The organism is Halomarina pelagica (assembly GCF_024228315.1).
In the GTDB taxonomy this organism is placed as follows: domain Archaea; phylum Halobacteriota; class Halobacteria; order Halobacteriales; family Haloarculaceae; genus Halomarina; species Halomarina pelagica.
Genome location: NZ_CP100454.1, coordinates 828,847 through 849,279, shown reverse-complemented (window position 1 = coordinate 849,279; position 20,433 = coordinate 828,847). Strand labels below are relative to the sequence as shown.

The following is a 20,433-nucleotide window of genomic DNA, read 5'->3' as shown; positions in this document are numbered from 1 at the left end:
CCCGTCAGCAGTCCGCCGCCAGCGCCGAGAGCGCCCGGTTCAGCTCCCCGCGTCGCTTCCAGGCCGCCACCCGCCCCGAGAGGGCGGGAATCGGCAGTCCGAGGTCCACGGCGGAGCGCATCGTCACGCGCGAGCCCTCGTCCTCCGCCTCGACCGTGACCCACGTCTCCATCGCGTCGAAGGGACCCGCGTCGCCCTCCTGGGTGTAGTACCAGCCGTCCGGTCGCTCCTCGAAGCGCAGGGCGAGTTCGAGACCGCGCGCGCCCGCGGTGACGACCGTCGCGCCCCCGTCGTCGCGCGCATCGTAGCGCCCATCGTCGCGTTCGTGGACCTCGCGGACGGCGAAGCTCCCCTCGTAGGCGACGAGCGCCCCGGGCGTGAGGCGGCGCAGGACGACGCGCGGCGGGGCGCGGACGAACCGGGAGACGGTGACCTCGGGCATAGCACGGAGTTGGGCTAGCGAAGCAAAAGCGGTATGGAGAGCGCCCCGAGCAGGAGGAAGACGACGAGGACGGCGTAGAACAGCCGCCGGAGGCGCGATTCGACGGGCACCTCGCCGAGCAGTGACGGGCGCGCGGTCCAGACGAGGCGGTGGTAGGCGGCGGCGACGGCGACGAGGAAGACGATCGACGGGGGGACGAACGCGAGGGGGCCGCGCAGGCCGTACTCGTAGCAGAGGATCGGTCCGATCGCGAAGCTGATCAGGAAGGCGAACGCGCACACGACCAGGAACGGCACCGGATCGACCGGCGTGCCGCGGCGGTTCCGGGGCTTCACGGGTGGACCAGGGACCGCGGGACGAAGTACGTGAAGTCCGCCGTCGGCCGAGATCGGTCGCGGCCGTTCGACACCGGGGGGCCGAACATCTCCGCGAGGTTACAGCCGACGGTATAGCTGACTTTTTACGCCGGGGCGACTCGCTTCGGGTAAGCATGACCATCGAGGAGCGCACGAACGCGTCGCTCGTCACCCACGCGCTGGCCCGGGACACGCTCTCGCGCATCCGCGACGTGGAGACCCAGCAGGTGTCCTTCCGGAAGGGCCTCGTGAAGCTCGGCCGCATCTGCGGCTACGAGATCATCGACGGCGCGATGGAGACGGAGTACGTCCCCGTTCGGACGCCGCTCACCGAGATGACCGGCGAGCGCGTCACCGGACTGGAGAACGTCGTCATCATCAACGTCCTGCGCGCCGCGACGCCGTTCGTCGAGGGGTTGCTCAAGGCCTTCCCCCGCGCCCGACAGGGCGTCATCAGCGCCGGGCGCGACGAGGAGGCGGGCATGAACGAGCGCGGGGAGTTCCCCATCACCATCGACTACGTGAAGCTCCCCCAGATCACGCCCGAGGACACCGTCATCGTCGCCGATCCCATGCTCGCCACGGGGAGCACGATGTGCGTCGTCCTCGATCACGTCCTCTCGGACCAGCCCGACCCCGCGAAGCTGTTCGTCCTCTCGGCGGTGAGCGCGCCCGACGGCCTCCTGCGCGTGGCGGAGCAGTTCCCCCAGGCAGACCTGCTCACGGTCGCCATCGACGATCACCTCGACGAGAACGGCTACATCGTCCCCGGCCTCGGCGACGCGGGCGACCGTGCGTTCGGCACCGACTGAGTTCGCGTTCGAATCCGAACCCTCTCGCTTCGGGTGGAAACCGCCGGTGAGCGATCGATTCGAGGGCGCACGCGCCCGTGACGAAACCGACCACCGTTCGTCTCCATAGATGACGGGAGCAGTGGCGAGCGGGAGGGAGCGCCACAGAGTGACAGACTGTACCATTATGAACGCTGGGTACGTGTACGGAGACATGGACAGACGACGACTGCTCCGCGGGGTCGCGCTCGCGGGCACGGGAGGGCTCGCGTGGCTCGCCGGCTGTACCACCCCCGGCGGAGAGGGTGAGGGAGAAGGGGAGGGTGAAGGGGGCGGTGAGGGCGGCGGCGAAGGTGAGGGCGGCGGCGAAGGCGAAGGTGAGGGAGAAAGCGGCGGTGAAGGCGAGGGCGAAGGCGAGGGCGGCGGATACTGAACCGATCCCGGCGCGTCACTCGACCTCGGCGCGTCCGCTCGTCGCGCTTCGCAACCGATCGACGAGCGCGTCGGCGTCGGCGACCGGGACGCGCACGTCGAACGTCACCCGCTCCTCGTAGGCGGCGTCGAACTGGACGCTCGCACGCTCGCGCTCGCTCTCGCTCTCGAGGATCCCCCGGACGGTCCCCGAGTCGTCGTAGTCGACGGTCACGCGCACCCGTCGGTGGGGGACCGACTCGACGGTGCCCGCCGACGCCACCGCGTCCTTCGTCGCGCGGGAGTAGGCGCGGACGAGACCCCCCACGCCGAGGTTCGTCCCGCCGTAGTAGCGCGTGACCACGACGGCGACGTTCTCCAGGTCCTGTCCCTGCAGGACGTTCAGCACCGGCTTACCCGCGGAGCCGGAGGGCTCGCCGTCGTCGTTCTGGTACTCGCGGAGCATCGCCGATCCGGAGGTGTCGTCGCGCGGGCGCTGCCCGCCCGTCCGATCCGCGGCGCTCGACGCCGCGCGGTCCCCCACGCGAACGCGGTAGGCCGGGACGTTGTGTGTCGCGTCGGGGTGGCGATCGCGGATCGCCTCGACGAACGCCTCGGCCTCGGCTACGTCGTCCGCGGGCGCGGCGTGGCCGATGAACTCGGAACCGCGGACGACGAACGACGCCTCGCCCGCACCGGCGAGCGTGCGAAACGATCCTGGCACGGTCGGGTTTCGACGGGGGCGGTGAAACGGCTTTCGCGCCCGGCGGGGAGTGTCGGCGGGCGCGTCGAACGACCTTTTGGCCGTTCACGACGACGACAACGTGTGGACGACACGTCGGTCCTGGCGAGCGCGGCGATGGCGGTCGTCGCCTCCCTCGCGGCGACCGTCGTCGTGACGGAACTGCTCGCGACGCGGGCGTGGCCGTCGCTGTTCGTCGGGATCCCGGCGGACGCATCGGCAGCGATTCTGGTCGGTGGGGCCGCCTACGTCGCTCTCACGCGGCGGTCGGCGACGTAGTCACTCCAGTTCGATCTTCCGGACGAACGGAAGCGCCCGGACCTGGTTGATGAGGTCGCCGGGGAGCGCCTCGTCGGTGATGACGGTGAGGCTCGGTTCGTCGGTGAACTCCGGGTCCTCGCTGATGGTCTGGCGGATGCTGATGCCCGCGTCGGCGAGCAGGCCGGTCACCTCGGCGACGATGCCGGGCGCGTCGGCGTCGTCGACGTAGACGGTGAGGACGGTCAGGTCGAGCACCGGCGCGAGGTCCTTCAGGCTCGGGATGGCCGAGATGTTCTGGAAGATGCGCCGCAGCTCCTCGTCGGCGAGGATGGCGTTCGTCGTCGCGTCCACGACCCGCCGGTCCACGTCGATCTCACGGGCGATGCCCGTGTTCGGGATCCCGATGCCGCCGGAGACGACCCGGCCGTCGTCGTTCACGGAGAACCCGCGTTCGAGCAGCAGGCGGATGACAGCCTGCTGGCTCGGGCTGTTCTCGAACTTCTCCATGATCCCCTCGAAATCGCTCGTCATAGTCTCCCAGTCACTCCCTGATCGCCTTCTCTACCATCGGTTGTCCCCCCGCCGCGAAAGGTGTACCCATCCGGGCGTCGGGCGCGAGGATACGTGGACCGACCGCGGAGCTACGGCCGGGCCGCCCACCGTGAACATCCCGTTTCGCACCGCGAGCGGAGCGAGCGGACGCGTCGAATCCCCCGAGCGGAGCGAGGGGGTGAGGCGCGGTTTTGGTCCAGGTTTTGCCAGGGAGCGAGCGCAGCGAGCGACCGCGGCAAAACGTGGGCGTGCAGGCGACGCCGCGGGCGGCTCGCGGGGCGTGGCGTCGCGCAACCGCAGCCACCCCGCGACAAGCGTCAGGTCACGGGGCCTCTGGTCCCGTCCTCTATTATAAAGGTACGGACCAGGCGAATAGCCCGAACGATCCGGATCCTCGACCGCCATCGCCGGCACCAGCGCAGCACCCGTGAGGAGCGCGGGACTCTCCGAGTCCCGTGGACACCGCGAACGGCCGGCAGCGCCGGCCGTGAGCGAGGCGCGAAGCGCCGAGCGAGCGGACGCGTCGAATCCCCCGAGCGAAGCGAGGGGGTGAGGCGCGGTTTTGTCATCGGAACGCTTCGCGTTCCGATTGCTCGCCGCGTCGCGATGCGACGCGGCGGTGGTCCAGGTTTTGCCAGGGAGCGGCCGGAGGCCGCTCCCGCGGCAAAAGGTGGTCTTAGAGCGCCCCCTTCGTGCTCGGGGTGTCGCTCCGGCGCTCGTCGATCCGCGTCGCGTCGTCGAGCGTCCGCGCGAGGCACTTGAACAGGGCCTCGATCTCGTGGTGGGCGTTCTCGCCCTCGACGGTCGCGTGGAGGGTCAGCCCGGCGTTCGTCGCCAGCGAGCGGGCGAAGTGCTCCGCCATGTGGCTGGTGAACTCCCCGACGCGCTCCTGGGAGAACGCGCCCTCGAAGCGAAAGAGGGGGCGGCCCGACACGTCCACGACGGTGCTCGCGACGGCCTCGTCGAGCGGGACGCGCCGGTCGGCGAAGCGGACGATGCCGCGCCGGTCCCCGAGCGCCTCGTCGAACGCCCGCCCGATCGCGATCGCCACGTCCTCGACGGTGTGGTGGTCGTCGACGTGCAGGTCGCCGTCGCAGGCGACGGCGAGGTCGAACAGGCCGTGCTTGGCGAACGACGCGAGCATGTGGTCGAAGAAGCCGATACCCGTCTCTACGTCCGCCTCGCCCGCGCCGTCCACTGCGAGCGTCACCTCGACGTCCGTCTCGCTCGTCTCGCGCGCGACGGTGGCGCTCCGGTCGGTCATACCCACGACCAGCGGGGGCACGGACAAACCCGTTGCGCTCCGCGCGTCGGTACGCGTGCGGCCCGATCGTCGATCGCGCGTCGGGCGGCGGCGCTCCTCGGAGCGACTGCACAACGTTTTTCCGACCGACGCACGCAGGATCCGGCGAACGATGGTTCGAACCCGCGAGTCGGTACTCTCGACCGTGGCGCGAACCGCTCCCGCGCTCGCCGGGACGACGCCGACCGGTGCCGCCCTCGGAGCGGGACTGGCCTACGTCGGCCACCGTATCGCCGGCGAGTAGCCGGGCGAATCGATCCGGCCGCCGCGACACGCCCGCGTTCGCCGACCCCGAAACCTAGACGGCCGGAAGGCTCCCGTTGGCGGGACGCTACGACGCGCGAGCGGTTGGCGAAACGCTCATCGCCGGCGACCGCATATTCGTTGTGCTATGCCAACGTACCTCGTACTGAGCGACTGGACCGGCGAGGGGTTAGCCGAGGTCGCCGAGAGTCCGAACCGCCTCGACGACGCCCGCGAACTCGCGGCGTCGATGGACGGGGAGGTGCGGGAGTTCTTCATGACGATGGGCAGACACGACATCGCGGCGCTGATCGAGATGCCCGACGACGACGCCATGGCGCGGTTCGCGCTCGCGCTCGGGAAGCGCGGCGCGGTCACCACCGAGACGCTCAGGGCGTTCCCCGAGGAGGAGTACCGCGAGATCGTCGGCGACGTGCCCTGATCGGGCCGTTCTGCGGTTTCGGAACGCGCGTTCCGAGTCAGAGCGGCCGCAGTTCCGCCGTGAAGTGGCGCAGTTCCTTCATCGGCGGTTCGCTCACGATCTCCAGGCCGGCGTACTCGTCGGCGCGCTCGCGCACCGTCGCGGCCGTCTCCGCGACGTGTTCGAGGTGCTCGCGCCAGTAGGTGCGCCGCGGGAGCGCGAGGCGGACGTAGTCCGGGCGGTCCGCGCCGGGGAAGGCGAAGGAACCGAGTTCGACCGTCCTGACCCCGCCCTCGCGGTAGAGTTCGCAGACGAGGCGCTGGCCGGGAAACTCCTCCGGGGGGATCCCCGGGAAGAGGTCGCCCGCGTCGACGTAAACGGCGTGGCCGCCGGTCGGCGCGACGACGGGAACGTCGGCCTCCGAGAGCAGTTCGCCGAGCGTCGCCACCTGCTCGACGCGCTCCGCGACGTACGGCGGTTCGACGGCCTCGCGCAGCCCCACCGCGAGCGCCTCGAGGTCGCGCCCGGCCATCCCACCGTAGGTGGGAAAGCCCTCGTAGAGGATCGCGCGCTGCTTGGCCAGCTCGGCGAGGTCCGGGTCCCGAACGGCGGCGAAGCCGCCGATGTTCACGAGGCCGTCCTTCTTCCCGCTCATCGTGATCGCGTCGGCGTAGGAGAGCTGTTCGCGCGCGACCGACGCGAGCGTGCGATCCTCGAATCCGGGCTCGCGCTCCCCGATGAAGTGGGCGTTCTCCGCGAACCGGCAGGCGTCGATCACGAACGCGGCGTCGACCTCCTCGGCGAACGCGGCGGTCGCGCGGACGTTCGCCATGCTCACGGGCTGGCCGGCCGCCGAGTTGTTCGTGATCGTGAGGACGACGACGGGCACGCGCTCCGCGCCCACCTCGTCGACGACCTCGCGGGCGCGCTCGACCGAGAAGTTCCCGAGGAAGTCGCCCTCGACCGAACGGTCCCACGCCCCCTCGACGGGGCAGTCGACGGCCTCAGCGCCCTGGTTTACGACGTGGGCGCGGGTCGTGTCGAAGTGCGTGTTGTTGAGGACCACGTCTCCCTCCTCCAGCAGCGCCCCGTAGAGGACGTTCTCCGCGCCGCGGCCCTGGTGCGTTGGAATCACGTGCTCGAAGCCCATCACGTCCTCGACGGCGGCCGCGAGGCGGTGGAAGCTCTTACTGCCGGCGTAGGCCTCGTCGCCGCGGACGAGCGCCGCCCACTGCGCGTCGCTCATCGTCCCGGTCCCCGAGTCGGTGAGGAGGTCGACGTACACCTCGGCGGCGTCGAGGTTGAACGCGTTGTACCCGGCCGCCGCCAGGTTGCGCGAGCGCTCCTCGCGCGAGGGGAGACGGATCGGCTCGACCATCTTCGCCTTGTACGAGCGCATGGCCGGGAATCGACCCGGCGCGACATAACGTCACGTTTACACGTGTGTACCCGAGTGCCGGGATCGAGGCAGGAACGACCAGAATCGGGGGTCGATCGCCACGCACGTCCAGACGATGAGATCCCGCCGGCGCTACGCCACGGCGGTGAACGCGTCCGCCAGCGTGAATCGGCCCTCGTAGAGCGCGCTCCCGACGACGACTGCGGCCGCGCCAGCGTCGCGGAGCGCGAGCACGTCGTCGAGCGTGGCGACGCCGCCGCTGGCAACGACCGGGACGTCAACGGCCTCCACGACGCGTTCGACGGGAGCCGTCCGAACCCCCTCCAGTTGTCCCTCCACGTCCACGTCGGTGAACAGGATCGCGCCCGCACCGAGGTCCTCGTAGCGTCCGGCGGCGTCGGCCGGATCGAGGCCGGTCCCCTCCGTCCAGCCGGAGACGACGACCTCGCCGCCGCGCGCGTCGAGGCTCACCATCACCGTCCCGGGGTGGTCGGCGCTGATCGCCTCGACGATCTCGGGCGTCTCGACGGCGGCGGTGCCGAGGATCACCCGGTCGACGCCGCGGTCGAGGAGACCCGTCGCGTCGGCGGCGGTCCTGATCCCCCCGCCGAGCTGGACGTCCACGTCGACGGTCTCGACGATCCGCTCGACGGCCTCCGCGTTGACCCGCTCTCCCTCGAACGCCCCGTCGAGGTCCACCAGGTGGAGGGTGCGCGCGCCCGCCCCGACCCACCGCTCGGCGGCGTCGACGGGGTCGCCGTAGGTTCGCCCGGTTCCGCGCTCCCCCCCGACCAGCTGGACCACCCGTCCGTCCTGCATGTCGACCGCGGGGATCACCTCGAACTCCGGAAACATGTCCGGGGGTTCGCGGGGCCCGAGGGTAAGCGCGACGGTGCGCGCCCGACGGGAACCGGGGTCGGTCGTCCCGACGACAAGCGGTCGTTTAAGTCACGCCGCCGCGAAGTCTCGGTGTGTTCGAACTACTCCTGCTCGTCGGTCTCGCGGTCGCCGTCTTCGTCGGGTTCAACATCGGCGGTTCCTCGACGGGCGTCGCGTTCGGCCCCGCGGTCGGGAGCGGGACGGTCTCGAAGATCGTCGCCGCCGCGCTGATGACCGGCTTCGCGCTCCTCGGCGGGTGGACCGTGGGTCGGAACGTGGTCGCCACGATGGGAGGCGAGATCGTCCCGTCGAGCCAGTTCACGCTCGCGGCCAGCGTCGCCGTCCTCTTCTTCGTCGGCGTCGCGCTGCTGATCTCGAACCTGTTCGGCGTCCCCGCCTCGACGTCGATGACCGCCGTCGGCGCGATCGCGGGGCTGGGCGTCGCCACCGGGACGCTCGACTGGGCGAAGATGGGCCAGATCGTCTCGTGGTGGCTCGTCTCTCCCATCCTCGCCTTCTGGGTCTGCGCCGTCATCGGTCGCTACCTCTACCCCTACCTCGACGCCTTCCTGCAACTCGACTCGCCCGGCGACGAGGTGACGCTCCGCGAGCGCGTGGGGACGGTGCTCGTCGTCGCCATCGGCTGTTACATGGCGTTCTCGGCCGGCGCGTCGAACACCGCGAACGCCATCGCGCCGCTGGTCGGGAGCGGCGCGATCTCCGTCGACTTCGGCGTGCTCCTCGCGGGGGCCGCCATCGGCCTCGGCGCGTTCACCATCGCCCGCCGGACCCTCGACACGGTCGGCAACGACCTCACCGATCTGCCGCTCACCGCGGCGCTCGTCGTCGAGGTGATCAGCGCGAGCATCATCACCTTCCTCTCCGTGCTCGGCATCCCCGCGAGCCTCGCCGTGAGCGCGACGATGTGCATCGTCGGGCTCGGCTGGGGGCGGGCGAGCCGGACGATGACGCCCTCGCAGGCCGCGAGCGCCGCGATGGGACGGGACGGCCCCGGGCTCTCGGTCGACGCGCTCGCCGCCGACGGTCGCGGCGGATCGACGGGCGTGAGCGACATTCCGCGCATCGGCGAGGAGGACCCCGACGCGCTCACCGCGGGCGACCTCTTCGACTCGCGGGCGACCGCGCGGGTCGTCGTGCTCTGGGTGCTCACCCCGACGATCTCCGCCGTAGCCGCCTTCCTCGTCTTCGAGTTCCTCCCGATCTTCTGACCGCATCGCGTTCTAACGGCCCGCGGCGGTCGGATTCAACAGCAAGGTCTAACACCCATGGGGTCGAACGCATCGGTGATGCCCACTGTTGAATACCTCAACTACGAAGTGCTAGACGACCAGGGCTGGGACCTCAACGACGACGACCTGTTCGACAAGGCCGCGGACGCCGGCTTCGACGACGAGGACTACGGCTCGCTCGACGTAAACGAGGGCGAGTACATCCTCGAGGCCGCCGAGGCACAGGGCTACGACTGGCCGTTCTCGTGCCGCGCCGGGGCCTGCGCGAACTGCGCCGCCATCCTCTTCGAGGGGGAGATCGAGATGGACATGCAGCAGATCCTGAGCGACGAGGAGGTCGAGGACAAGAACGTGCGCCTGACCTGCATCGGCTCGCCCGCCGCCGACGAGGTCAGGATCGTCTACAACGCGAAGCACCTGGACTACCTCCAGAACCGCGTCATCTAAGCCACCTTTTGCTGCGGGAGCGGCCTCCGGCCGCTCCCTGGCGAAATCAGGACCAAAAGCCCGCGTCACCGTTCGAGCCTTCGGCTCTCACGGGTTCCTTGGCCCGCTTGGCACGCCGGCGTGCCAAGCGGTGAGCGACAGAACAGCAGCGAACTAACGGGATCTACAGCCAGTTCCGGGTGACGTATTCCAGGGTGACGTCGGACTGATCGACGTGGTGTGTCAGTTCATGTTCCCGTAGCACGCTCAGAACTCTGTACTTCCCGCCCGCGTGCCGGGCGAGAGAACCCGCACGGCTTGCTCTCCCGGGTCCGGGATCTACGGACGGGAAACTAAGTCGTTCCGATCGCTAGTAGCCCGTGACGATGGTCCACCGTACGTCCCTGCAGCGGCACTCACAAACCGTCCTCACGATCTTTGTCCTGGGGGTCGGGGGGATGCAGTGGCCGTTCACCGACCCATCACCGCTCACTCTGGCGTTTTTCGCCGCTAGTGGCTCCCTCGTGGTGCTGCTCGGCGTCTCGCGTCGCTTTCGAGAGAGCCATCTAGCCCCGTCTTTCATGGCTGGAGCGCTCGCGTACTACGGCGGCTTCCAACCCGTGACGCGAACGGGGTTGCTCGCGCGGAGAATTGCCGTTCTCGTCGTCGCGTTCAGCGGCGTCGTCCTCCTCTATCGGTCCGGCTACGCCCCGTGGGAAACACCGAACGGTACGGGTGATACCGGATGACGAGCGGGAGTTTCTCGGAACGGACGTGGCATCCGGAGAGCCTCACCGGTCTCGTGATGTCGACGGTGAGCACGTACGTCCTCGCAGCGCTCTTCTGGTGGGTCGGGATCGGAGCGACACGGGAGTCGCTCGCTACCCTCTCGACACCGCAGTACGCAGGTGGCATCGTTCTCGGATCGATTCTGAGCGTCCGCGTGCTGTCGATTCACGCTCGCCCCGTCTGGCGCGAGCGCTGGCGGACGAGTGTTCGGCTCCGCCTCGTCGCCGCACTCCCCATCGCTATCGGTCTCGGACTCCTCGTCTCGTTCGCGCCAGCCGTCGCCTCACTCGGATTCGTCGTTCTGGCGGTCGTCTTCACGCTGGGTCGTATCTACCTCTATCTCACGGCGTGATTCGACCTACTGACGAAGATCGTGAAAGTGACTCGTTCGCGATGAGTGTGCCGAGGATAACGACGAGACGCAGACGTCGACGCTCTGTGTTTTTTCATCGTCGCACTCCGATTCTCGCCGCGACTGAGCGAGCGGAGCGAGTGAAGGAGCGGACGCGCTGAACCTCCGAAGGAGGTGAGGCGCGGTTTTGGTCCAGATTTTGCCAGGGAGCGGCCGAAGGCCGCTCCCGCGGCAAAAGGTGGCGGTTTAGATCCCGGTCTCGTACCGGAGGATGCCCGCGATGCCGCCGAAGGCGGTGTAGAGCTGTTCGCCCTTCTCGAAGTCGGTCGAGATGAACTTCGTCTCGGTGCCGCGCTGGTCGGCGATCGCCATGAGGTGCTCGATGAGGTCCTCGCGCTCGGCCTCGTCGGTGCTGACCGTCTCGCCGCACTCCCCGCAGGTGTGGTCAGGCGTCTCCGTGCGTCGGTCGATCACCTCGCGCTCCTCGTGGCCGTTCGGGCAGGTGTAGGTGACGACGTCGCGGCGGACGTCCTCGCTGATGAGCAGGCGGTCGACCGACCCCATCACGAGGTTCTTGCGGGTGGCCTCGAAGCCGTAGGTGGCGAGGTCGCCGTCGTGGAGCTGCTTGAAGAAGTCCTCCATCTGCCGCTTGTCCTTCATCACCTCCGTCTCCGCGAGCACGTCCTGGGCGGCGTCGACGAGGTCGTAGAGGCCGGACTCGTCCGTGTAGGAGACGTCGAACTTGCCGAGCACCTGGTCCTGCAGCTCGTGGTGGAGGTACTCGCCGTCGAGGAACTCGTCCTTGGTGGGCGAGGGGCCGCCGACGAGCACGCCGTCCATGTCGTGGCGCTTGGGGACGAACAGCTCGTTCGCCATCTCCGCGACCTCCTGATAGAAGTTGTCGATCGCCTCGAGGCGCAGGCGGTGGAACCGCTGGGCCGACTGTCCGCCCTTGCGCTGCTTGCCGGGGACGAGCGACGACGCCGACTTGACCGGTTCGACGCGCTTTCCCTTCAGCCAGCCGACGTTCGCCTCGCGGCGGTCGAGGACGACCAGCCCGTAGAGGCCCTTCTCGCCGAGCATCTCCTCTAACGGCTCGGTGAGGAACTCCGAGTCGCAGTGGTAGACGAACGACTGGAACGGCTCGGGCGGGTTCTCGAGCACCTTCGTCACCATGTCGGTCTGTCCGCCGCCGGTGTCGATGGCACCGGAGAACAGCACCATCCCGTTCTCGGGGGGCGTCTTGTAGTAGCGCAGTCGGTCCTTGATGCTCGTCAGCGCGTCCTGGACGGCGGTGCGCGTCTGCTTCGATTTGATGTTCGACGCCTCGCTGTGCTCCTGTGTGACGTGCGCCACCACGTCGGAAATCTGTCGATCCTCGGGGACGTAGATCGAGACGAGTTGCGTTCCTGACCCCTTGTACTCCTTCAGGTCCTCGATGACCTTCTTGAACTCGTACTTCTGACGGTCGGATTGCGCTTCCTCCTCCTGCTGGCTCATTACCCAGTGTAGACGAATCAGCGGTAAGTACCCTTTGCACCACAGCGGGGCGATACGTCAGTCGTTCGCGCGACGGACGACGGTCCCGTCGTTCGTGGTCGCTGGCGGGAGAGCAGGCGGCGGGGAGGCGATCGTCAGCGCGAAGGTGACCGTCGGCCGGGGGGCAGTCGGCGGGGAGGAGATAGGGAAGGGGCGGTCGGCGACACCACTATGGCGGTGGTTGGTGAACTGTCGGGTGTCATGCCAGACGAGAGAGTGCCACTGCGCTGGGTCGTCCTGTTCCTCCTGTTCGCGCTCGGCGTCGGCGCGGCGGCCGTCATCGCGCTCGGCGGGTTGCTCCCCGGCGGCGGGGGTGGCGGCGGTGGCGTCTTCCTCCCGCTCGTCCCCCTTCTCCTCCACTGACCTACATCGAGGTCGGGGCGGAGACGCCGAGCACGGCGAGCGCGTTGGCGACCGTGTTGCGCGCGGCGGCGACGAGCGCCAGCCGCGCCGCCGCCACGTCGTCGTCCTCGGCGTTGAGCACCGAGCACTCCCGGTAGAAGGCGTTGAACGTCTCGGCGAACTCGCGGGTGTAGGTGGCGATCCGGTGGGGTTCGAGGTCGGCGGCGGCGCGGTCGATCGCGCCGGGGAAGCGCGCGACGACGCGCAGGAGGTCGCGCTCCTCCTCGGTCACGAGCCGCGAGACGTCGAGGGCCGGTTCGATGCCCGCCGCGGTCGCCTCGTCGACGATGCCGCAGGCGCGGGCGTGGACGTACTGGACGTACGGCGCGGACTGCGCCTCGAAGTCGAGCGCGCGGTCCCACTCGAACGTGATGGCCTTCTGGGGCTGCTTCGAGACGATGTCGTAGCGCACCGCGCCGATGCCGACCTGGTGGGCGATGCGGTCGATGTCGGCCGGGGAGAGGTCGTCGTCGCGAATGCGGGTGTCGAGGCGCGACTCGACCTCCTCGCGGGCGCGGGCGATGGCCTCGTCGAGCAGGTCGTCGAGGTTCACGCCCGTCCCCCGGCGGGTGGACATGCTCCCGCCGTCGGGGAGGTTCACCCAGCCGTAGAACACCTGCGAGAGTTCGTCGGTGTCGTTGCCGAGGATCCGCAGCGCCCGGTCGAGTTGCTCCGCCTGCAGGCGGTGGTCCTCGCCGAGGACGGTGACCGCCCGGTCGTAGTTCGCGAACTTCCACTCGTGGTGGGCGAGGTCGCGCGTCGTGTACAGCGAGGTGCCGTCCGAGCGCAGGAACACGAGGTCCTTGTCGAATCCCCACTCGGAGAGGTCGAGCTGCCACGCCCCCTCCTCGAGGAAGGCGTACTCGGTCTCGCGGAGCCGCCTGGCGACGTCCTCGGTCGCGCCGTCGCGGATGAACCGCGTCTCCTTGACGAACTCGTCGAACTCCGCCGGCAGGCGCTCCAGACACTCGCGCATCCCCGAGAGCACCCGATCGACGACCATCCCGATGCGCTCGTAGGTCGCCTCGTCGCCCTCCTCAAGGCCCTGTAGGATCTCCCGAATCTCGCCCTCGGCCTCCTCGACGGCCTCCGGGTCGGCCTCCTCCAGGAACTCGTTACCCCTGCGGTAGTAGCGCACGAGGTCGTACTCGACGCGGTCGCGCTCGGGGGCGGGCAGGTCCGCCTCGTCGAACGTCTCGTAGGCCCACGTGAAGACGGCCATCTGCCGGCCGGCGTCGTTGACGTAGTAGTGGCGTTCGACGTCGTAGCCCGCGAAGTCGAGGACGTTCGCGACCGCGTCGCCGACGATCGGGTTGCGCGCCCGCCCGACGTGGACCGGCCCGGTCGGGTTGGCTGAGGTGTGCTCGACGACGACCGACTCCCCGCGGTCGGGCAGGCGACCGAAGTCGTCGCCCTGCGCCGACTCGAGCGTCCCGGCGAAGTACGCCTCGCTCGGCAGGAAATTGACGTACGGTCCCCGGTTCTCGACGAGGTCGACGTACTCACAGTCGCCGAGGTCGATCGCCTCGACGAGTTCGGCGGCCACCTGCGGCGGCGACGCGCCCGCCTCGCCAGCCAGCCGGAAGGCGACGCTCGAGGCCAGGACGGCGTCCACGTCCGCCGGCGGTTCCTCGATGCCGAGGTCCGCCGTCTCGTATCCCTGCGCCGAGAGCGCGTCCGTCAGGACGGTACGGACCTCGTCGCGGAAGGAAAGGAACATACCCCGGCTTGCCCGGCGGTCGGTAAAGGGGTTTCTTTACCGTGCGACGGACATGTGCGGCGACAGCCTTACCACCCGACCGGCCGGAGTGAGACCGGAAACGCGTTTCAACACTCCCCCGCCACCATCTCAATTTTGAGACGAATCCCACCTTCGGTACACTTATGCGGATAACGGCCCGAGTGGGCGCATGGCCGAACCATCGCTCGCGGTGGGTGCCGACGCCCGCGAGACGCTCAAGGTCCTCGCGCTGCAGGGGGCGCTCGTCGATCGCGCGCACGTCACGTGTTCGGGGCTGGCCGAGCGCCTCGACGTGTCGACCCAGACTGCCTCGCGTCGACTCCAGGAACTGGAGGACGCCGACCTCGTCGAGCGGGAGATCCTCGCCGACGGACAGTTCGTGCGCGCCACCGACGAGGGCGAGCGCGTCCTCGAACGCGAGTACGCCGACTACCGCCGGCTGTTCGAGACGGACCGCTCTGTCTCGCTCACCGGGACGGTGACGAGCGGGATGGGCGAGGGGAGACACTACATCTCCCTGCCCGGCTACATGCGTCAGTTCGAGGAGAAACTGGGATACGAGCCGTTTCGGGGGACGCTCAACGTCGAACTGGACCGCGACTCGACGCGGGCCCGCGCCGGGATGGACGCGCTGGATCCCGTCCGCATCGACGGCTGGGAGGACGAGGATCGCACCTACGGGCCGGCGTTCTGCTGGCCCGCGACCGTCGAGGCCGACGGCACGACCTACGGCCGGGCGCACGTCATCGCCCCCGAGCGGACCCACCACGGCCAGGACAAGGTCGAACTCGTCGCCCCGGATCGCCTGCGCGACCAACTCGGGCTGGCCGACGGCGACCGGCTGACCGTCCGCGTGGAGGAGGACGGCTGAGATGCAGCGAGCCAGCACCGTCGAGGACGTGATCGCGGCGTTCCGTCGCGGCGAACCCGTGCTCGTCCACGACGCGGCCGACCGCGAGGGCGAGACCGATCTCGTCTACCCCGCCGGAGCCGTCGACGCCGCGGCGGTCGCGCGCATGCGAAACGACGCGGGCGGTCTGGTCTGCGTCGCGCTCTCCGACGACGTGTGCGAGGCGTTCGACCTCCCGTTCATGCAGGACGTGCTCGACCACCCCGCGAGCGCCGGTCACGACCTGCGCTACGACGAGCGCTCCTCGTTCTCGCTGACGGTCAACCACCGCGGGACGTTCACCGGCGTCACCGACGAGGACCGCGCGCTGACGATCGCGGAACTCGCCCGCGCCGCCGCCGACCCCGAACGGATCGACTTCGCTGAGGCGTTCCGCGCGCCGGGGCACGTCCACCTGCTGCGGGCCGCCCCGGGCCTCCTCGACGACCGTCGGGGGCACACCGAACTCGGGATCGCGCTCGCCCGGGAGGCCGGAGTGCCGCCCGCCGTCGTGGTCTGCGAGATGCTGGACGACGAGACGGGCGCGGCGCTCCCGCCGCGGGCGGCGCGGGCCTACGCCGAGCGCCACGACCTGCGGTACATCGAGGGCGCGACGCTCGTCGAGCGCCTGGGGTAGAGCGGTCAGAGCACGCCGAGGACGAACCCGAGCCCCATCAGGATCAGGACGGCCGCCGAGATCGTCGGGAAGTACGCCGCGTAGCCCTCGACGCGCTCCTCGTAGCGCTCGAACCCCGCGACCAGCAGCAGCGTCAGTCCGACGAGCGCGACCACGACCGTCACCGCGTAGGTGAGCATCAGCCCCAGGCAGTGATCGGCCGCGCCGGTGCAGAAGCCGAGGATCTGGATCTCCTCCTCGTGGGCGAACCCGAGCAGGAACGCGGCGCTCGCGATGCCCCACAGCCCGCGGGCGTCGTCGGCGTCGAGTGCTTGAGCGTGCGAGTGTGAGTGCGAGTGAGCGTGGTCGTGATCGTGGTCGGGGCCGTGGTCGTACCCGTGATCGTGATCGCGGCCACCGTGCTCCCCGTGGTCGCGGCCGTGCCCGTCGTGGTGCTGCCCGTGGCGATACTCGCGGATCCCGAGCAGGATCAACAGTATCCCCGCGGCGTAGCGCACCCACCCGAGGCTCCCGAGGTCGAAGAACGACGCTGCCAGCAGGAAGGCGACGACGACGGCGATCGAGCTGACGAGGTGGCCGACGCCGATCACGACGCCCGCGGCGAGCCCAGCGAGCCACTTCCGCCGTCGGTCGAGCGCATACGCGGCGGCGATGGGCCAGCCGTGTCCCGGCTCGGCACCGTGGATCAGCCCGAGCACGACCGCGCCGAGGAAGACCGAGAGCGAGCCGTCGAACATATCAGAACGGAGGAAGGCGACGGCCCTGAACCTTGTTATGCTCGTTTCCCGATGGCGTAATACCGCGCGGCCGTCCGCCATCGAGTCGGTCGGTTTCGCCGGAACTGAGCGAACGCGGAGCGTTCGCGAGGTTCGGTGAGGAAACGAGACGCAGTGGATCGAGTGGACCCGCCGCGATTCCGAACGGAGCAATAATCGCCAAGACTCAATACCACCGGCACGGAGTGGCCCATATGGCATTCGCCGACATGGACGTCGACACCATCTGGATGGACGGTGAGTTCCTGGACTGGGACGACGCGCAGGTGCACGTCCTGAGCCACGGGTTGCACTACGGGACGGGTATCTTCGAGGGCGTTCGGTGTTACGACACCGAGCGCGGCCCGGCGATCTTCCGCTGGGAGGAGCACTTAGACCGGTTCTACGCCTCCGGGAAGCCCTACGGACTGGAGATCGAGCATTCGCGGGAAGAGCTGACCGAGGCGACGGTCGAACTCATCCGCCGGCAGGACCTCGAGTCGTGTTACATCCGACCGCTCGCGTTCTACGGGTACGACAGCCTCGGCGTCTCGCCCGGGGGGTGCCCGACGCGCACGGTGATCGCCTGCTGGCCGTGGGGGACCTACCTCGGCGACGAGGCGCTGGAGGAGGGCGTCGACGTGATGGTCTCCTCGTGGCGCAAGCACGCCTCCAGCCAGATCCCCACGAACGCGAAGGCGACCGGGCCGTACATCAACAGCCTCCTCGCCGGCGAGGAGGCCCGCTCGAACGGCTACGTCGAGGCCATCCTCCTCAACAAGGAGGGCAACGTCGCCGAGGGCCCCGGCGAGAACATCTTCGTGGTGAACGACGGCGAGATCTACACGCCCGGCCTCGCGGAGTCCATCCTCGACGGCATCACGCGCAAGACCGTCATCGAACTGGCCCGCGAGCGGGGCTACGCGGTCCACGACGAGGCGACGATCAGCCGCGGCGAACTGTACACCGCCGACGAGCTGTTCTTCACGGGCACCGCCGCCGAGGTGACGCCCATCCGGACCGTCGACGACAACGCCATCGGCGAGGGCACGCGCGGACCCGTCACCGAGGAGCTGCAGTCGGTCTTCTTCGACCTCGTCGAGCGCCGCGTCGACGACCACGACGAGTGGTTCCGCTACGTCGAGGAGTGACGCGACCTCGGCGTCCGGGGATCCACCACGCGATCATCAGGCGGTCACCACGCGGTCACCGGACGGCCGGCGCGCGATCACGCGGCCGGATTCAGGCGGCGGCGTCCGCCTCGCGGGGGAACCGGGCCTCCGCGATGGCGAACACGAGCGTGCTCACCACCCCGAGGAGCGTCCCGACGGTGAGGGCGGCGGCGAGATACGACGCCCCCTGCAGGCCGAGGAAGTAGGCGCTCATCCCGTGGAGGACGGCGGCGATCGCGAGGACGTAGAAGGGCGCGTTGCAGTAGCGCCACTCGAAGCTGTCGTGGAGGTACTCGTCGGTGATGCGGCCGAGGCTGGCGACGACGCCCGCGGCGGCGAACCACTGCACTGCCCCGTAGACGAGGGCGGCGAGCGCGTTCGCGGCCCCGGCGGTCCCCGCGATGGGCATCGCCCGGCCGGCGCGGGCGACCTCCTCGATCCCGTCCGCGCCGCCGATGACGATGAGCGCGGCGGCGACGACGTAGGTGATGATCGTGACTCGTCCGGTGTAGAGGCCGGTGCGGACGCGCTCGACGGCCCGATCGACCGTGCGTTCGGCCCCGAGTCCGCGCAGAAGCAGGTAGAGACCGAGCAGCCCGCTGACGACGCCGAAGGTCGCGCCCGGCATGTTGAGCCGGTCTGCGAGTTCGAGCATCGGGTAGATGAGCAGCAGGATCCCCATCGGGACGAGGATAGTGCCGCGGGTCTCCGGGTCGTCGAGGACCTGCTTGATCGTGTAGTACATCGATTCGAGGTCCTGCGCCTGTCGGACGACGACGCGCCGGACGCCGTCGATGGGGATCCGCGAGCGGATGACCGGGATGACCGACTCGTCCTGCGCGCCGTCGGTGACGACGAGCGCGTGGACGTCCTCGCCGGTCGCGAGGCGCGCGAGGACGGTGTCGACCTCCTCGCCGACCTTCCGGTTCGCGGCCACGTCGTTCCCGTTGGTGCCCGTGACGACCGCGACCTCGCGCTCGACGTCCTCGATACCGTCGTAGAGGTGGATCCCCTCGAACAGGACGTTCACGTCGCTGTCCTCGGGGTCGGCCGTGGCGAGCGCGACTGCCGCCGACTCGACGGCGTCCCGTCCCACGACCGGCGTCTCGAGGCCGGTCTTCCGACCGAGGTCGTCGTCGAGATCGACACACAGCACCAGCAGCATTGGCCGTGGGTATGCCCCCCGTGGGTAATTTCTCTTCGGAGTTCACTCCGGGCCGTTCCACGTTCCGGGGTGTTCGGCCGCCCGCGTCAGCGCGTGGATCCGCTCGCGCTCGCTCGCGAACCGCCGAGGGTACAGGCTGGTCGCGAGCACGAAGTCGGAGCGGGACGGAACCGTCTGACTCACGGTGAAGTAGATCGGTATCCGGCGGTCGCGGGTCGGTTCGTCGGCGACGGCGGTGTAGCGGGAGACCGCCACGTCCGTGTCAAGTAGCGTCGTCGAGTGCACGTCGTACTCCTCCAGGTCGCCGACCATCTGCTGGCCCTTGTCGATGAGTCCGGCGACCGCCGACGGGGGCATGTTGTCGATCGGATTGAGGCTCTGGCCGAGGATCTCGACCTGCGGCGCGCTGACCGTCGCGAACAGGCCGAGGCGAACCGGCTCGTCGAACGTCGGGAGTTCGGCCATCCGTTCGTACTCGGCGACGAGGACCGTCACCCCGACGGTCCGCTCGACGTCGAAGACCTTCAGCGTCCGCGTGAACGACTCGCGACGGAGCCGACGCCTTCGGTAGCCGGTCGAACGGAGCACGTCCAGCGGCACCGTCGCCGGCCGCGCGAGCTGGTGACTCCAGCTCCCGCTCACGCAACCCGACGTCGCACCGACGACACCGGCGGCGAGCCCGGCGAGAAACCGCCGTCGATTCACCATACGGTGGTGTACGGTTTCGGGATATATCTAATTTGTTATAATATCTAATTCTAATTCAGGATTGTTTTTCTCCGCACGTATACAGACACGGGGAGTAGACGGTACGGGCTATCGGACGGTCCCGGATGGAGATCGGTCCCCTACGGTCGGTGCTGGACGCCGTTCACGAGCGACGTCACCGTCTCCCGCTCGTCGAGCGCCCGCGGATAGCCGGCGAAACAGAGCACGAAGTCGTCGTCGTCCGCGACCGGTTCGGTCACGGTGAGGTAGACCTCGACGCTCGCGCCGCCGCCCGCGAGTGTCGCGTCGCCCGTGTAGCGGACGGCCGTCGTCTCGGTGTCCAGGATCGCGACGCTCCGCGAGTCGGCGCGTCTGACGTTCTCGACGCGCTCGTATCGCTGCTGGACCATCTCCGCGATCTCGTCGGTCGACATGTCCTTCACCGGGTTGAACGTCTTCCCGAGGACCTTCACCTGCGGGGTGCTCAGGACCGTGAACACCGCGGCGCGAGCGCGACCGACGACGGGGAGTTCGACCCCCCGGTCGTACTGCGCCATGACGTTCTTCACCGTCACCTCGCGGGTCTGCCCGGCTACCGTGAACTCCCGGGTGACCTCGGGTTCGGTCGTCCGGTACTCCTCGTAGCCGGCGGATTCGCGAACCGACGGCGGGACGACGGCGGCGTTCGCCTCGAACCGTAGCGCCTTCTCGCCCGTGAGTACCCCGAGACAGCCGGCGAGCGCGAGGCTCCCACCGGTTCCCGCCGCTCCAGCCACGAAGCGACGACGTGACATCGTCATACACGAAT

Annotated in this window: 26 protein-coding genes; 13 read left to right on the top strand and 13 right to left on the bottom strand. The window is 69.2% G+C overall.

Annotation, left to right across the window (positions count from 1 at the left end):
* Positions 1-4: 4 nt before the first annotated feature.
* The gene (locus NKI68_RS04520; RefSeq protein ID WP_254545501.1) at positions 5-442 is read right to left on the bottom strand and encodes an SRPBCC family protein; all 438 of its coding nucleotides are present in this window, start codon (positions 440-442) and stop codon (positions 5-7) included.
* Between the two features lie 14 nt (positions 443-456).
* Positions 457-777 carry a hypothetical protein gene (locus NKI68_RS04515; protein ID WP_254545500.1) on the bottom strand — a complete coding sequence of 107 codons (321 nt, stop codon included), beginning with the start codon at positions 775-777 and terminating at the stop codon, positions 457-459.
* A gap of 155 nt (positions 778-932) precedes the next feature.
* On the opposite strand from NKI68_RS04515, the gene upp reads away from it, so the two are divergent.
* Together upp and NKI68_RS04505 are read left to right on the top strand one after the other, a co-directional pair.
* Entirely contained in the window at positions 933-1,610 is a 678-nt protein-coding gene (gene upp / locus NKI68_RS04510) for a uracil phosphoribosyltransferase (RefSeq protein WP_254545499.1), read from the top strand.
* 193 nt (positions 1,611-1,803) lie between these two features.
* Positions 1,804-2,022: a hypothetical protein gene (locus tag NKI68_RS04505; RefSeq protein WP_254545498.1), complete on the top strand. Its 219-nt coding sequence runs from the start codon at positions 1,804-1,806 to the stop codon at positions 2,020-2,022.
* 15 nt (positions 2,023-2,037) lie between these two features.
* Here the strand turns inward: NKI68_RS04505 and NKI68_RS04500 are convergent, their stop codons facing one another.
* A complete protein-coding gene (locus NKI68_RS04500) occupies positions 2,038-2,724 on the bottom strand; it encodes an IMPACT family protein (protein ID WP_254545497.1) in 687 nt (228 codons plus the stop codon).
* A gap of 102 nt (positions 2,725-2,826) precedes the next feature.
* Here NKI68_RS04500 and NKI68_RS04495 point away from each other — a divergent pair, with 102 nt between their 5' ends.
* Positions 2,827-3,021 carry a DUF8147 domain-containing protein gene (locus tag NKI68_RS04495; RefSeq protein WP_254545496.1) on the top strand — a complete coding sequence of 65 codons (195 nt, stop codon included), beginning with the start codon at positions 2,827-2,829 and terminating at the stop codon, positions 3,019-3,021.
* On the opposite strand, the gene trpY is transcribed toward NKI68_RS04495, so the two are convergent.
* Together trpY and hisB are read right to left on the bottom strand one after the other, a co-directional pair.
* Complete coding sequence (trpY, locus tag NKI68_RS04490) at positions 3,022-3,534, bottom strand: TrpY family transcription regulator (protein ID WP_254545495.1); 513 nt, start codon at positions 3,532-3,534, stop codon at positions 3,022-3,024.
* A gap of 697 nt (positions 3,535-4,231) precedes the next feature.
* On the bottom strand, positions 4,232-4,819 hold the full coding sequence (hisB, locus tag NKI68_RS04485; protein ID WP_254545494.1) for an imidazoleglycerol-phosphate dehydratase HisB: 588 nt from the start codon (positions 4,817-4,819) through the stop codon (positions 4,232-4,234).
* Positions 4,820-4,970: 151 nt separating this feature from the next.
* On the opposite strand from hisB, the gene NKI68_RS23515 reads away from it, so the two are divergent.
* Together NKI68_RS23515 and NKI68_RS04480 are read left to right on the top strand one after the other, a co-directional pair.
* Positions 4,971-5,102 carry a hypothetical protein gene (locus tag NKI68_RS23515; RefSeq protein WP_256562671.1) on the top strand — a complete coding sequence of 44 codons (132 nt, stop codon included), beginning with the start codon at positions 4,971-4,973 and terminating at the stop codon, positions 5,100-5,102.
* A 147-nt stretch (positions 5,103-5,249) separates the two neighbouring features.
* Positions 5,250-5,543: a GYD domain-containing protein gene (locus NKI68_RS04480; protein ID WP_254545493.1), complete on the top strand. Its 294-nt coding sequence runs from the start codon at positions 5,250-5,252 to the stop codon at positions 5,541-5,543.
* A 37-nt stretch (positions 5,544-5,580) separates the two neighbouring features.
* On the opposite strand, the gene NKI68_RS04475 is transcribed toward NKI68_RS04480, so the two are convergent.
* Together NKI68_RS04475 and hisA are read right to left on the bottom strand one after the other, a co-directional pair.
* On the bottom strand, positions 5,581-6,921 hold the full coding sequence (locus NKI68_RS04475; RefSeq protein WP_254545492.1) for a tryptophanase: 1,341 nt from the start codon (positions 6,919-6,921) through the stop codon (positions 5,581-5,583).
* A 132-nt stretch (positions 6,922-7,053) separates the two neighbouring features.
* Positions 7,054-7,776, bottom strand: coding sequence for a 1-(5-phosphoribosyl)-5-[(5-phosphoribosylamino)methylideneamino]imidazole-4-carboxamide isomerase (hisA, locus tag NKI68_RS04470; protein ID WP_254545491.1), 723 nt, complete (start codon positions 7,774-7,776; stop codon positions 7,054-7,056).
* 116 nt (positions 7,777-7,892) lie between these two features.
* Here hisA and NKI68_RS04465 point away from each other — a divergent pair, with 116 nt between their 5' ends.
* From NKI68_RS04465 to NKI68_RS04450, 4 genes are all read left to right on the top strand, one after another.
* Positions 7,893-9,029 carry an inorganic phosphate transporter gene (locus NKI68_RS04465; protein WP_254545490.1) on the top strand — a complete coding sequence of 379 codons (1,137 nt, stop codon included), beginning with the start codon at positions 7,893-7,895 and terminating at the stop codon, positions 9,027-9,029.
* Positions 9,030-9,107: 78 nt separating this feature from the next.
* Complete coding sequence (gene fer, locus NKI68_RS04460) at positions 9,108-9,497, top strand: ferredoxin Fer (RefSeq protein WP_254545489.1); 390 nt, start codon at positions 9,108-9,110, stop codon at positions 9,495-9,497.
* 560 nt (positions 9,498-10,057) lie between these two features.
* A complete protein-coding gene (locus NKI68_RS04455) occupies positions 10,058-10,225 on the top strand; it encodes a hypothetical protein (protein ID WP_254545488.1) in 168 nt (55 codons plus the stop codon).
* Complete coding sequence (locus NKI68_RS04450; protein WP_254545487.1) at positions 10,222-10,617, top strand: hypothetical protein; 396 nt, start codon at positions 10,222-10,224, stop codon at positions 10,615-10,617. The genes NKI68_RS04455 and NKI68_RS04450 overlap by 4 nt, the downstream gene beginning before the upstream one ends.
* Before the next feature lie 246 nt (positions 10,618-10,863).
* Here the strand turns inward: NKI68_RS04450 and prf1 are convergent, their stop codons facing one another.
* Positions 10,864-12,117, bottom strand: coding sequence for a peptide chain release factor aRF-1 (gene prf1 / locus NKI68_RS04445; protein WP_254545486.1), 1,254 nt, complete (start codon positions 12,115-12,117; stop codon positions 10,864-10,866).
* A 240-nt stretch (positions 12,118-12,357) separates the two neighbouring features.
* Between prf1 and NKI68_RS04440 the strand changes: the two genes are divergently transcribed.
* Positions 12,358-12,519 (top strand): hypothetical protein, encoded by a 162-nt coding sequence (locus NKI68_RS04440; RefSeq protein ID WP_254545485.1) that lies wholly within the window; start codon positions 12,358-12,360, stop codon positions 12,517-12,519.
* A 1-nt stretch (position 12,520) separates the two neighbouring features.
* Here NKI68_RS04440 and argS read toward each other — a convergent pair whose 3' ends face one another.
* Positions 12,521-14,278, bottom strand: coding sequence for an arginine--tRNA ligase (gene argS / locus NKI68_RS04435; RefSeq protein ID WP_254545484.1), 1,758 nt, complete (start codon positions 14,276-14,278; stop codon positions 12,521-12,523).
* Between the two features lie 190 nt (positions 14,279-14,468).
* Here argS and NKI68_RS04430 point away from each other — a divergent pair, with 190 nt between their 5' ends.
* A complete protein-coding gene (locus tag NKI68_RS04430; RefSeq protein WP_254545483.1) occupies positions 14,469-15,170 on the top strand; it encodes a DUF120 domain-containing protein in 702 nt (233 codons plus the stop codon).
* A gap of 1 nt (position 15,171) precedes the next feature.
* Entirely contained in the window at positions 15,172-15,825 is a 654-nt protein-coding gene (ribB, locus tag NKI68_RS04425; protein WP_254545482.1) for a 3,4-dihydroxy-2-butanone-4-phosphate synthase, read from the top strand.
* A gap of 5 nt (positions 15,826-15,830) precedes the next feature.
* Here the strand turns inward: ribB and NKI68_RS04420 are convergent, their stop codons facing one another.
* A complete protein-coding gene (locus NKI68_RS04420; protein WP_254545481.1) occupies positions 15,831-16,562 on the bottom strand; it encodes a hypothetical protein in 732 nt (243 codons plus the stop codon).
* A 233-nt stretch (positions 16,563-16,795) separates the two neighbouring features.
* On the opposite strand from NKI68_RS04420, the gene NKI68_RS04415 reads away from it, so the two are divergent.
* Positions 16,796-17,731 (top strand): branched-chain amino acid transaminase, encoded by a 936-nt coding sequence (locus tag NKI68_RS04415; RefSeq protein ID WP_254545480.1) that lies wholly within the window; start codon positions 16,796-16,798, stop codon positions 17,729-17,731.
* Between the two features lie 91 nt (positions 17,732-17,822).
* On the opposite strand, the gene NKI68_RS04410 is transcribed toward NKI68_RS04415, so the two are convergent.
* The 3 genes from NKI68_RS04410 to NKI68_RS04400 form a co-directional block, all read right to left on the bottom strand.
* A complete protein-coding gene (locus tag NKI68_RS04410) occupies positions 17,823-18,917 on the bottom strand; it encodes a DUF373 family protein (RefSeq protein WP_254545479.1) in 1,095 nt (364 codons plus the stop codon).
* Between the two features lie 42 nt (positions 18,918-18,959).
* Complete coding sequence (locus tag NKI68_RS04405) at positions 18,960-19,625, bottom strand: DUF6517 family protein (RefSeq protein WP_254545478.1); 666 nt, start codon at positions 19,623-19,625, stop codon at positions 18,960-18,962.
* A 140-nt stretch (positions 19,626-19,765) separates the two neighbouring features.
* Complete coding sequence (locus NKI68_RS04400) at positions 19,766-20,425, bottom strand: DUF6517 family protein (RefSeq protein WP_254545477.1); 660 nt, start codon at positions 20,423-20,425, stop codon at positions 19,766-19,768.
* Positions 20,426-20,433: the final 8 nt, after the last annotated feature.

What these genes read in the sequence shown, in the direction of transcription:
- NKI68_RS04520 (WP_254545501.1), bottom strand. Translation starts at nt 442, where the DNA reads ATGCCCGAGGTCACCGTCTCCCGGTTCGTCCGCGCCCCGCCGCGCGTC.
- upp (WP_254545499.1), top strand. Translation starts at nt 933, where the DNA reads ATGACCATCGAGGAGCGCACGAACGCGTCGCTCGTCACCCACGCGCTG.
- NKI68_RS04505 (WP_254545498.1), top strand. Translation starts at nt 1,804, where the DNA reads ATGGACAGACGACGACTGCTCCGCGGGGTCGCGCTCGCGGGCACGGGA.
- trpY (WP_254545495.1), bottom strand. Translation starts at nt 3,534, where the DNA reads ATGACGAGCGATTTCGAGGGGATCATGGAGAAGTTCGAGAACAGCCCG.
- hisB (WP_254545494.1), bottom strand. Translation starts at nt 4,819, where the DNA reads ATGACCGACCGGAGCGCCACCGTCGCGCGCGAGACGAGCGAGACGGAC.
- NKI68_RS23515 (WP_256562671.1), top strand. Translation starts at nt 4,971, where the DNA reads ATGGTTCGAACCCGCGAGTCGGTACTCTCGACCGTGGCGCGAACCGCT.
- NKI68_RS04480 (WP_254545493.1), top strand. Translation starts at nt 5,250, where the DNA reads ATGCCAACGTACCTCGTACTGAGCGACTGGACCGGCGAGGGGTTAGCC.
- NKI68_RS04475 (WP_254545492.1), bottom strand. Translation starts at nt 6,921, where the DNA reads ATGCGCTCGTACAAGGCGAAGATGGTCGAGCCGATCCGTCTCCCCTCG.
- hisA (WP_254545491.1), bottom strand. Translation starts at nt 7,776, where the DNA reads ATGTTTCCGGAGTTCGAGGTGATCCCCGCGGTCGACATGCAGGACGGA.
- fer (WP_254545489.1), top strand. Translation starts at nt 9,108, where the DNA reads ATGCCCACTGTTGAATACCTCAACTACGAAGTGCTAGACGACCAGGGC.
- NKI68_RS04455 (WP_254545488.1), top strand. Translation starts at nt 10,058, where the DNA reads ATGGCTGGAGCGCTCGCGTACTACGGCGGCTTCCAACCCGTGACGCGA.
- NKI68_RS04450 (WP_254545487.1), top strand. Translation starts at nt 10,222, where the DNA reads ATGACGAGCGGGAGTTTCTCGGAACGGACGTGGCATCCGGAGAGCCTC.
- prf1 (WP_254545486.1), bottom strand. Translation starts at nt 12,117, where the DNA reads ATGAGCCAGCAGGAGGAGGAAGCGCAATCCGACCGTCAGAAGTACGAG.
- NKI68_RS04440 (WP_254545485.1), top strand. Translation starts at nt 12,358, where the DNA reads ATGCCAGACGAGAGAGTGCCACTGCGCTGGGTCGTCCTGTTCCTCCTG.
- argS (WP_254545484.1), bottom strand. Translation starts at nt 14,278, where the DNA reads ATGTTCCTTTCCTTCCGCGACGAGGTCCGTACCGTCCTGACGGACGCG.
- NKI68_RS04430 (WP_254545483.1), top strand. Translation starts at nt 14,469, where the DNA reads ATGGCCGAACCATCGCTCGCGGTGGGTGCCGACGCCCGCGAGACGCTC.
- ribB (WP_254545482.1), top strand. Translation starts at nt 15,172, where the DNA reads ATGCAGCGAGCCAGCACCGTCGAGGACGTGATCGCGGCGTTCCGTCGC.
- NKI68_RS04420 (WP_254545481.1), bottom strand. Translation starts at nt 16,562, where the DNA reads ATGTTCGACGGCTCGCTCTCGGTCTTCCTCGGCGCGGTCGTGCTCGGG.
- NKI68_RS04415 (WP_254545480.1), top strand. Translation starts at nt 16,796, where the DNA reads ATGGCATTCGCCGACATGGACGTCGACACCATCTGGATGGACGGTGAG.
- NKI68_RS04410 (WP_254545479.1), bottom strand. Translation starts at nt 18,917, where the DNA reads ATGCTGCTGGTGCTGTGTGTCGATCTCGACGACGACCTCGGTCGGAAG.
- NKI68_RS04405 (WP_254545478.1), bottom strand. Translation starts at nt 19,625, where the DNA reads ATGGTGAATCGACGGCGGTTTCTCGCCGGGCTCGCCGCCGGTGTCGTC.
- NKI68_RS04400 (WP_254545477.1), bottom strand. Translation starts at nt 20,425, where the DNA reads ATGACGATGTCACGTCGTCGCTTCGTGGCTGGAGCGGCGGGAACCGGT.